The sequence below is a fragment of the Brevibacillus borstelensis genome (genome assembly GCF_037834415.1).
Lineage (GTDB): Bacteria > Bacillota > Bacilli > Brevibacillales > Brevibacillaceae > Brevibacillus > Brevibacillus borstelensis_A.
Map to the genome: position 1 here is coordinate 140,169 of NZ_JAUMSJ010000008.1, position 10,144 is coordinate 150,312.

Annotated in this window: 8 protein-coding genes; 3 read left to right on the forward strand and 5 right to left on the reverse strand. The window is 52.3% G+C overall.

What is annotated here, in order from left to right; translation table 11 throughout:
* Nucleotides 1-424: 424 nt before the first annotated feature.
* Nucleotides 425-1,789, reverse strand: coding sequence for a putrescine aminotransferase (locus tag Q3F21_RS10030; protein ID WP_340251968.1), 1,365 nt, complete (start codon nt 1,787-1,789; stop codon nt 425-427).
* A 308-nt stretch (nt 1,790-2,097) separates the two neighbouring features.
* Here Q3F21_RS10030 and Q3F21_RS10035 point away from each other — a divergent pair, with 308 nt between their 5' ends.
* Complete coding sequence (locus Q3F21_RS10035) at nt 2,098-2,532, forward strand: Dps family protein (RefSeq protein WP_340251970.1); 435 nt, start codon at nt 2,098-2,100, stop codon at nt 2,530-2,532.
* Nucleotides 2,533-2,615: 83 nt separating this feature from the next.
* Here Q3F21_RS10035 and Q3F21_RS10040 read toward each other — a convergent pair whose 3' ends face one another.
* Nucleotides 2,616-3,089, reverse strand: coding sequence for a hypothetical protein (locus Q3F21_RS10040; RefSeq protein ID WP_340251972.1), 474 nt, complete (start codon nt 3,087-3,089; stop codon nt 2,616-2,618).
* A 195-nt stretch (nt 3,090-3,284) separates the two neighbouring features.
* On the opposite strand from Q3F21_RS10040, the gene Q3F21_RS10045 reads away from it, so the two are divergent.
* Nucleotides 3,285-4,058, forward strand: a complete 774-nt coding sequence (locus Q3F21_RS10045; RefSeq protein WP_340251974.1) for a sulfite exporter TauE/SafE family protein — start codon at nt 3,285-3,287, stop codon at nt 4,056-4,058.
* A 70-nt stretch (nt 4,059-4,128) separates the two neighbouring features.
* Here the strand turns inward: Q3F21_RS10045 and Q3F21_RS10050 are convergent, their stop codons facing one another.
* The 3 genes from Q3F21_RS10050 to Q3F21_RS10060 all read right to left on the reverse strand — a co-directional run bounded on the left by Q3F21_RS10050 (nt 4,129) and on the right by Q3F21_RS10060 (nt 8,296).
* Nucleotides 4,129-6,072, reverse strand: coding sequence for an ABC-F family ATP-binding cassette domain-containing protein (locus Q3F21_RS10050; RefSeq protein WP_340251977.1), 1,944 nt, complete (start codon nt 6,070-6,072; stop codon nt 4,129-4,131).
* Nucleotides 6,073-6,419: 347 nt separating this feature from the next.
* On the reverse strand, nt 6,420-6,617 hold the full coding sequence (locus Q3F21_RS10055; RefSeq protein WP_340251979.1) for a hypothetical protein: 198 nt from the start codon (nt 6,615-6,617) through the stop codon (nt 6,420-6,422).
* Nucleotides 6,618-7,264: 647 nt separating this feature from the next.
* Nucleotides 7,265-8,296 carry a LacI family DNA-binding transcriptional regulator gene (locus tag Q3F21_RS10060; protein ID WP_340251994.1) on the reverse strand — a complete coding sequence of 344 codons (1,032 nt, stop codon included), beginning with the start codon at nt 8,294-8,296 and terminating at the stop codon, nt 7,265-7,267.
* A 340-nt stretch (nt 8,297-8,636) separates the two neighbouring features.
* Between Q3F21_RS10060 and Q3F21_RS10065 the strand changes: the two genes are divergently transcribed.
* Complete coding sequence (locus Q3F21_RS10065) at nt 8,637-9,689, forward strand: 2,3-butanediol dehydrogenase (protein WP_340251981.1); 1,053 nt, start codon at nt 8,637-8,639, stop codon at nt 9,687-9,689.
* The last annotated feature ends 455 nt before the right edge of the window (nt 9,690-10,144 follow it).

The window sequence follows — 10,144 nt, forward strand, 5'->3', positions numbered from 1 at the left end:
CATAACAGTCAGCCCCATTCTTTTTTGCATCTTCATCCATAGCCTGCCGCTTTAACAGTTCCTTGCAGAGCGCTCGCTCTCCTGCCTTCAGAACTTCAGCCATGCCGAGTGGATGCAAAAAAGGAAGGGAGCATCCGAAAACCGCTCCCTTCCTCTTTGCTTACGCGGCAGGTTGATCGCCGACGCAGCCTCCTTGCTCGAGCCGCACAACAGCATACTTGCTTCGGTCAACAGCTTCTTGCGGAACTTTGCCCCATTCGCTTTTCGTCCACGGCTTTGCTATCCATTTTCCTTACGCTGCGCTTGCTGCTCACGTTGCGGCATCTCCACAGCTGCGGGTCTTTTCCCCAACGCTTCGCTTTCTTCTCTCACGCTGCGTTCCTTACTGCTCTGTCGCTGCTTGACGGACCGTGTTACTGCCAAACTACCGAGCTACTTTCATCTCCTTGGAAAGCTGGGCGATTCCCTCTTCGATGCAAGCCAATACATAATCGATCTGTTCGTACGAGATGACCGCAGGCGGCTCGATGCGAATCACCGTCGCGTTGTTGATTGTCCCGCCGACGAGAATTTTCTTGCCGAACAGCATCTTGGCCAGCGTATAGCCGAGGCTGTTGTCGGCAAATTCCATACCGATCAACAGCCCTCGCCCCCGCACATCTACCATTGCCTCAGGATATTGCTCCTTGATCTCGTTTAAGCGCAGCATGATGTAATCGCCCTTTTCCTTGGCTATCTGCGGGATGTTGTCCTGGAGTATCGTGTGAATGCCCGCGATGGCTCCCGCGCAGCAGAGCGGATTGCCCCCGAAGGTGGAGGAGCCCAGCAGGAACGGATTTTCCTCCATTTTTCCCCACCATTTTTTTTTGGCGACCATGGCAGCGATCGGCATGACGCCTCCGCCAAACGCTTTGCCCAGCGTCATGATATCCGGCACCACATCCCAGTGGTCGACGCCAAACAGAGTGCCGGTCCGCCCCATGCCGGTCTGGACCTCATCGACGATCAGCAGACATTCGTATTGGTCACAGATTTGACGCAGCCGCGGCAGGTAGCCATCCGGCGGGATATTCACGCCGCCCTCTCCCTGGATCGGTTCGACAATCACGCCAGCCACCGTCTCTCCTGTGGCGATCAGCATGCGGATCGCCTGTTCCACCGCATCGGCATCCCCGAACGGGACGTGCTGAAAACCGGGAACGAGCGGCATGTACGGCTCGCGGAACGTGGATTTCCCCGACGCGGAAAGGGAGAAGAGCGTCTTGCCGTGAAAGCCTCTCTCCGTTGAGATGAAGCATTTTTTCCCGGTAGCCAGCCGCGCCAGCTTCAGAGCCATTTCGTTTGCCTCCGTGCCGCAGTTTACGAGGTAGGAATGCTGCAAATCTCCTGGCGTAATGTACGCCACCAGCTTGGACAGATAGCCGCGCAGCGGGTCGACCATCTCCTGGCTGTGCAGAGCGTAGCGCTTCAGCTGGGCTTCCACCGCCTTGACCACCTTCGGATGGCGATGGCCGAGCAGGTACACGCCGTAGCCTCCGAGGCAATCGATGTACTCATCGCCCATCGTGTCCCGGAAAATGGCTCCTTCGTCTTCCCACTCCACGACTGAATAGTCGGTCGAAACGGACTTGCGATGGGCGAGAATGGCCTTGGTCACATGGTTGGTAAAGTTCTCGACCGAATCGCTCACAATTTTCTTCTTCTGTTCCACTGTCAGCGTCTCGCTCTCGATGAATGACAGGATTTCACTGGCGAGCTCAAGCGATTCTTCCCGTGTTTTGCGTTGCATGCGCCTCATCCTTTCCGATTTTGTTTTTCACCTTGGAGAAGTAGCAAGAACAATGCCAGCCGATACAAAAGAGAAATCCCCCGCATCTCCCCTCTTCTTATGCAGAAATGGAGCCTGAAATGAGAAATCCGCTTCTCATATTCAAGAATCATGCACGAATATCCGCTTGATCATTTCCCGCGTACTCTCTTCGCTTCCTGTGTCTGAGAAATTTCACCAAGGGAAGCGAAAGACCAGTTGACAATAGCAGCATTTATATTATAATAGGTATCAGATAATAATTATTATAAATAAGGAGTGGATGATCAATGGAAAACGTGTACGATGTATTGAATAAACAAGTAGCCAACTGGACAATCCTGCGCATGAAACTGCAAAACTACCACTGGAATGTGAAAGGACCTGCCTTCTTCACCCTGCACGCCAAGTTCGAGGAGCTGTACAACGAAGCTTCCGCATACATCGATACCCTTGCCGAGCGCATCCTGGCCAGACACGGAAAACCAGTCGCCACATTGGCAGAATGCATTCGCGATGCCAGCATCGAAGAAGCAAACGACCGCGAGACTGCCGAAGAGATGGTCGAGACACTGATCGAGGATTTCACCACGGTTATCGATGAATTAAAAGACGGCATGAAAAAAGTCGAAGAACTCGGCGATGAAGGGACCGCAGACTTGCTCTTGTCGATCCAGAGCAGTCTCGAGAAGCACGTATGGATGTTGAAAGCATTTCAAGGCTAAGCTCGCCGCTTTTGAACTCGTTTTCGCATGAAAAAGAGGACATTTGTGCCTGCTGCACAACTGCCCTCTTTTTTGCTGCCAGTCTATGTCGCCAAAGAAAAAACAAGTTTTCTTCCATCCTTTTCAACCTTGACCTGCGGCAAATACTTGATTGCCTTGTGAATACCGATGTACGGGCTGGCGAATTCGACTCCGCTACGTCTTTTCAACTCGTCACAGAGCTCATTGAGCGTCAATGCCGACATTTCCCGCAAGATCGTTTCTACATGATTGGCTACGCTTTCATAGTCATGACGGGTATGCGTTTTACGCCCTTTCAGCCGGTCCACGGCTTCCACGGTCATGCTGACGGTACCGTCCGTTGCTTCTTCAGCCGGAGCCGGTTCTTCATTGCCTTCAGCTTGGTCAAGCTCTCTTACTCGCGCCAAAATCTGCTTGATTTCCAGTCCCAACTGCTTGTCCTGATCCACATACTGTCGGCGCAGTACAGCTCGCTGCTCCAGGAGCGACTGCAAAGTCATTTGCAAAGCCTTACGTTCCGTGAAATATTCCGCCATAGCCTTCCCCTTTTTCATAATAATTTGATATCCATAATAATAATAATAGAATTATGTGTAATTGAAAACGGGTGATTTTCCAAAAAAGAAAAGTGAATTAGGCGCAGCTGTGCCCAATTTAGGCGCACGATATCCGGGCTTCTGCTTATCTTGAAGATAGGCATGCATACTAGAAATACAGAGGATGGTTGCTTGATGGATTTTCATTTGACACTCGTCGGCCTCCTGGTAGGATTTCTGGTCGGCCTGACCGGTGTAGGCGGCGCCGCACTCTTGACCCCGATTTTGATCCTGCTGGGGATACAGCCTGCCATCGCTGTCGGAACTGATCTGGTCTACAACTCCATCACCAAGATTTTCGGGACGTGGCAGCATTGGCGGCAGAAGACCGTCCACTTTCCCATCGTGCTCTATTTTGCGATCGGCAGCATCCCGAGCGGCATTCTCGCCGTCAATCTGATGAACTGGGTGCATCAGCATCTTGAAGGGGCAGACCTGATCCTGAAAAAAATACTAGGCTTTGTCCTCATCCTGATTCCTCTCGCCATCCTTTCCAAAAGCTGGCTGAGCCGCAAAAGCCCTTCGTGGAATAGATGGCAGGGCATGAGCATACGCGAGAAGCGCACCCCGCTCATCATCATCGGCGCTTTTCTCGGCTTTCTGGTAGGCTTGACCTCCATCGGCAGCGGCTCTCTCTTTGCCATCGCGCTCATGTACTTCTTTCAACTGTCCGGCAAGGAAGTAGTCGGGACCGACATTGCCCATGCCTTCTTGCTGACCACGGCCGCCGGTCTGGCTCACATGAGCTTCGGCACTGTTCATCTGGCGACTGTCTTTCAGCTTCTCCTCGGCTCGGTGCCCGGCGTCTTGCTGGGAAGCCGGTTGTCTTGCAAGGTCCCTACTGTTTTCCTGCGCTATGCGATCTCGATTCTCATCATCATCAGCGGAATCAAAATTATCCAAATATGACGATGGCAAAAACCCTTCCCGGGCAGTAAGCGGGAAGGGTTTCTTCTGCTGTCGCTTCTTCTGTCGTCGATCATGATTTTCCTTGTTCCAGCTCTTCGATCATCGCGGACAATTCTGCCCAGCGCTCGATCGCGGCCTCCAGGTCTGCCGCGACCTGCTGCTCTTCCGCGTAAAGCTTCTCGACTTTGCTGTAATCGCTGCCGGCTGCGGCAATTTCTTGCTTGAGCTGCACGCTTCTTTTTTCCAGCGAGGCGATCTTGTCCTCGATTTCGTCCCATTCCTTCTGGTCCTTGTAGGAGAGCTTGCGCGTCCGGTTGCTTCCGCGTCCGGAGGCGCTTTTCTCTTCGGAAGCAGCCGCCTTGGCATCCGCCCCCGCCTTCTCGGCTTTTCGCTTTTCTGCCGATTCCTGCTCCAGCTCTCTTCGCCGGACCTCGAGGTACTCCGAGTAGTTGCCGGTAAACTGGCGAATCCGTCCCTTTCCTTCAAACGCAAACAGATGATCCACCGTCCGGTCGAGGAAATACCTATCGTGGGACACAGTAATGACGGCCCCCGGGAAATGCTCCAAATAGTCTTCCAAGATGCTCAGCGTCTGGATGTCGAGATCATTCGTCGGTTCGTCCAAAAAAAGAACGTTGGGTTCTCCCATCAAGGTGCGGAGCAGATAGAGGCGGCGCTTTTCCCCGCCGGACAGCCGGGAAATCGGCGTCCACTGCAAATGCGGCGGAAACAGAAAACGCTCGAGCATCTGCGAAGCGGTGATCACTTCTCCGTCGCTCGTGTGCACGACCTCAGCCGCTTCCTTGATGTACTCGATCACCCGCAGCTTCTCATCCATCTCCACATTTTCCTGCGTATAATAAGCCAGCTTGACAGTCTGTCCCGTTTCCACCGTTCCGGCATCAGGGGCCAGTCGGCCAGCCAGAATATTCAGCAGCGTCGACTTTCCGCTGCCGTTCGGACCGATAATCCCGACACGGTCTTGCGGCAGGACGATGTAACTGAAATCGTCGATGAGCTGCCGTGTGCCGTAGTCTTTGCGAATATGCTCAATCTCCAGCACCTTTTTCCCCAGACGAGTCGCTCCCAAAGCCATTTCCAGCTTGTCCGCAGGTCCGTCCACCTGTCTGTCCCGCAGCTCTTCCACTCGCTGGACGCGGGCCTTCTGTTTGGTCGTGCGTGCCTTGGCCCCTCTGCGCAGCCAGGCCAGCTCCCGCCTGAGCAAATTTTGCCGTTTGCTCTCTACAGCCGCTTCATTTTCCTCGCGCTCCGCCTTTTTTTCCAAAAAGGTCGCGTAATTGCCCTCGTAGCTGTACAGCTTGCCGCGATCAAGCTCAAAAATCCGGTTTGTGACCCGGTCCAGGAAATAACGGTCGTGCGTTACGAGCAAAAGAGCTCCCTGGTAGCGGGACAAGTATTCCTCCAGCCACTCCACCGTCGCATTGTCGATATGGTTCGTCGGCTCATCCAATATGAGCAAATCTGCCGGCTGGATCAACGCCCGGGCCATCGCCACCCGCTTGCGCTGCCCGCCGGACAGCTCCTGAACCTGCTGGGAAAAATCGTGGATGCCTAGCTGCGTCAGAATCGTTTTCGCGAGCGTGCTCGCCTCCCACGCGTTGGCCGCATCCATCCGGCCTTGGAGGCTGAGCATCCGGGCCTGTTTCTTTTCATCGGCCGGATCCGCCTGCAGCGCCGCCAGCGCCTGTTCGTATTCCCGCAGCAGCTGCATCAGCGGGGAGTCTCCGTAAAAAACCTGTTCGAGAACGCTTGAGTTTTCCGCAAAGCTCGGATTTTGCGGCAGGTACTCGACGCGGAAGTGGTTGGCGTGGATCACCTTCCCGCTGTCCGCCGTGTCCAGGCCCGCCATGATTTTCAAAAGCGAGGATTTGCCTGTCCCGTTTACGCCGATCAGGCCAATTCTCTGGCCCTCGGCGATGTGAAAGGAAATCCCGTCGAACAGGACCTTTTCGCCGTAGCCTTTGGTGAGGCTTTCTACTGATAAAATATGCATATCGTTCACCTGTACTTTTATTTGGAATAGGAAATGGATCGGTTATGAACCGGTTGGAGCTACTGTCATCAGGATCCAATGGCGAAGTTGATTTGGCTTTGAAAAGCCTTCACTTGCGCTGACAACGACTTTGCCATCTGGCGTGTTCTGTTTTAACACGAAAGCCGTTCATTTGCTAAGAGTATAACAAAACGGAGTGCCACGATGACGCTACTTGCAAATGGTAACACGTTTTTCGCAATAGCTCTAGGGGCATGGACCGTACAAGGCTCTGCTCCCAAGAAACGTCAGCTCCCGGCAACAAAACGCTTTCATCAGCGTTATTGCAAGCTTGCAGCCGGTTTTTCCTATTGCTCCACAAATCTCAATGGAATCGTTTCCGTATGTTCCGCGCCTCGCTCGTCTTTCCAGGTAATTGTAAGGACGGGGAAATCTCCGAAGATTTGCTTCACCTGCTCCTCGGTTACTCCCGCTTTACATTCGTTTTGCAGGCTGTCGGTATGCGGTATATTTCGGAACAGCTGGAGGTAATCTTCACCCTTCAAAAGCGATTTTCCAGTTGTTTGTGTTCCCTTCGTACAGATAGGACCATTCTTTTGGGGAGATGAGCAGGGACAGCAGCAGCAGCGGAGCAAGCAACAATAGCAGTTTGGACAGCTTTGGAAATGTGAATATAAAAAGCCCTCCTCTGTTTTGTTTCATTTGGAAAAAAATCGCCGGGCCTATCCTTCTCTTGCAGTAGGGGATGATAGGGGATACATTCGTCCAAGAGAAAGTACTTGTTAGAAATTATGTATGTTAAACATATGTAAAATTGTACAAATGTAAGTTTTGGTGGATTAGAATGAGAGACCTATTGCTCCGCTTCCGCAAACCAACTGAGAGGAAATAATGGAGTGTTCCTAATTAGTTCGGAGGGTCATGGGACTGGAATTTGTATTGTTTCGCTAGCAATAAAAGTCGGGACAGGACTGATAGAAATGCTATGTAGGCTGTATGAGGCATTATTCATAGGTCAAACGGGAGTAGCTATGCGTACCTGAGAAAAACAAATGACCGGCAAGAGGATCGCTTGTTAAAAAGCCACCCCCTTCCAGGTCACAGCTTGATCGGTTTACCCGCCCATATGTTCTTTAAGAAATACGTTTTGCCTGCCAGTCATGGCAAAGCAGGGACTTGCCTGCTCATCGGTTTACGTAATCAAGGGGGATTGGCGAATGACAGCCACGCTCGACTCCCTGACGATCAGCCGAGGCTCGAACTGCACGCGCTCATACGCCCCGGCCCCATGCTCGCGAATCCGCTTCAGCAAAAGTTCGGTTGCCAGGCGGGCCACTTCATCCCCCATGATCGAGACCGAGCTGATTTGCGGGCTTGTTACCGTTGTCCACAGGTTGTTGTCGATGCCCACGACCGCCACATCCTCCGGAACACGGACACCCAACTCCTTGAACCGATTCACAATCCCGATGGCCACCATGTCGTTTACCGCGTAGATGGCATCTGGCATGTTTTTCAAGCTATAAAAGTAATCAGCCGCCCGCAAGCCCGTTTCAAACGAGAAATCCTCGCCAAAATAAACGAGGGAAGGATCGACCTGCGGCAAAGACTGTTCGTAGGCAAAGTACCGTTCCTCAATTTTGTTCTTCGGCGCGCCCGCGTATGCGATCCTCGTCCGTCCGATTTTGATCAGATGCTCCATGACCAAACGGCCTTCCTGGCTGGCCAAGCCGACAATATCCGCTTTCACATTGTCGTCGAGCTTTTTTCCATAGTTGATGATCGAAACGGGCACGGTTGTTTTATTGATCAATTCGACCAAGGTCTTCGGATACGCAAGCGGCATGATAATCAGCCCGTCCACATGCAGCTTTTTCACCTCGCGCACCGTCTCCAGCTCAGTCCGGGCGTTGCCGGAGGTGTTGATCTGGACGACGCGGTAGCCGTGCTGCTTGGCGGTCTGCTCCACGGACCAGGCGATTTCGGGAATGATCGCATTGCGGATGTCCGGCACAGCCAATGCAATTTGATTGGTTTGCCGCACCTTCAGGCTCTGGGCTGAAGTATTTGGAATAAAACCCATTTCCTCAATGACTTGGAGGATCAGCGCCTTCGTCTTGGGACTGATCCCGCCGCTATTGTTAATGGCGCGGGATACGGTGGCGATCCCTACCCCCGCCTTCTTTGCTACATCTTCAATCGTTACTTTTTTCTTTGTGGCCAAAAGAGATGTCCCTTCCTTATTGGAATCGTTTTCTGCGATACGAACCAACGTCAGTCGCCTCTCTCTATTATATCATATGCCACTGCCGTTTTGACGGGCAACGGGCAGTGCTCTTTTTCACCTTCCCTTCTAGCCTCGCTGCTGCGAGATACGAACAGAAGTGCCGTACAATAAAACGCCCATAACCAGCTTGGGATAAAGGTAACTATTTTAACCATTTTCATTCGCAAATCAATTTGACAATGTATCAAACATATGACATATTAATTTTCGGAAACGTTTCCTACTTTACTTGCTGAATTTCAATTTTCTCATCCAACCTGACAAGGAGATGGCAGATATGAAAGCGTTGCGCTGGCATGGCGTAAAAGACTTGCGCCTGGAAACGATTGCAGAACCTCAAGCGCTGAAAGGGAAAGTCAAAATCAGAGTGGAATGGTGCGGCATCTGCGGAAGCGACCTGCACGAATATGTGGCTGGCCCGATTTTCATCCCGGAGGGTACTCCCCACCCGCTGACAAACGAAAAAGCTCCTATCGTGATGGGGCATGAATTTTCCGGACAAGTCGTGGAGATCGGGGAAGGCGTCACCTCGGTCAGAGTGGGCGACCGCGTCGTCGTCGAGCCCGTCTTCGCGTGCGGGACATGCCCTGCGTGCAAGCAAGGCAAATACAACCTTTGCGAAAAAATGGGCTTCCTCGGCCTCGCAGGCGGTGGCGGCGGCTTCTCTGAATACGTAGCAGCCGATGAACACATGGTCCACAAAATTCCCGACAGCGTCTCCTATGAGCAAGGCGCTCTGGTCGAGCCATCCGCCGTCGCGCTTTACGCTGTCCGTTCCAGCCAGCTGAAGGTCGGGGACAAGGCTGTCGTGTTCGGCACCGGTCCGATCGGCTTGCTGGTCATTGAGGCGCTGAAAGCTTCCGGTGCATCGGAAATTTACGCAGTCGAGCTGTCTCCGGAACGCAAGCTCAAAGCAGCGGAGCTGGGCGCGATCGTCATCGATCCGAAAGAATGCGATGTCGTCCAGGAGATTCACAAACGCACAGGCGGCGGAGCCGACATCGCCTTCGAGGTGACCGGGGTACCTCCTGTTCTCACCCAGGCTATCGAGTCGACCAAAATCGCCGGACAGATCATGATTGTCAGCATCTTCGAAAGAGAAGCGCCCATCAAACCGAACCACATTGTCATGAAGGAGCGAACCATGACAGGCATCATCGGATACCGCGATGTTTTCCCCGCCGTCATCAGCCTGATGGAAAAAGGGTTTTTCCCTGCAGAGAAGCTGGTTACGCAGCGGATCAAGCTGGATGATGTAGTGGAACAGGGCTTTGAGGCTTTGTTGAAGGAGAAGAATCAGGTGAAGTTTCTTGTGAGTCCTAGGTTGTAGAAGGTTTAGGGAATAGCAGTCTGAGGGTCTGAGCCGAGGACTGCTTTTCCTTATCCACCGCTAAATGGCATTTTGTTAGATCGCTTGGTCACTTTTTAGGTTTTTTGTAGTATAGAGATTGAGCGTATACACAGAATATTTTACAGACTCCTTGAAGGGTCATGAAAAGGTTAGCTCTTCTCCATTCTCCCCAACAACCTTCACGACATCGTGGCTGTTGTACAAATAGTAGAAAGTTGTATGGTCCTTTTAAAGTAACACGCAAAAGGAATGCTATTGGTATCAAATGCTAATTAACAACAACGGTAATTGAATAAAGCCCCCAATTGGAGGCTTACTCAAATTATCTGGGTTCACATTGGTGAAGGGGTTTTTTGCCACCACCACCCCAGCCGCCGCCACCGCCACCACAATTGGGTTCACTGTATGCAAAAGCAGCCGTAACTGACATTACC